The organism is Chromohalobacter sp. HP20-39, assembly GCF_033052815.1.
Classification (GTDB): Bacteria; Pseudomonadota; Gammaproteobacteria; order Pseudomonadales; family Halomonadaceae; genus Chromohalobacter.
Map to the genome: position 1 here is coordinate 1 of NZ_JAWHTP010001214.1, position 232 is coordinate 232.

A 232-nucleotide genomic window follows, 5' to 3' on the forward strand; every position below is an offset into this window, starting at 1 on the left:
TCACCCCCTGTTCGTTTACTTCCCCCTGGCCACGGATGCCGGGGGTGCTTGCGTTAGCTCGCCGGCGCGCGGCCCCTCCCCTCGCCAGTGCATCCTGATCCAGCTCGCACCAGGTCCGAGCGCGGGGGGAGGCATCAATCAACGCGGCGACGAAGTCGCGACGCTCACCAAGGAAACGCTCGAGCCGAGCCGTCGGATCGAGCAGATCCTTGAAACGGTATTCGGCGAAATA

1 protein-coding gene is annotated in these 232 nt (G+C 65.1%); it reads left to right on the forward strand.

Annotated elements, in window-relative coordinates:
• Window positions 1-232: hypothetical protein (locus RVY79_RS21740; protein WP_317466701.1), on the forward strand; the 232-nt coding region annotated here is incomplete at both ends.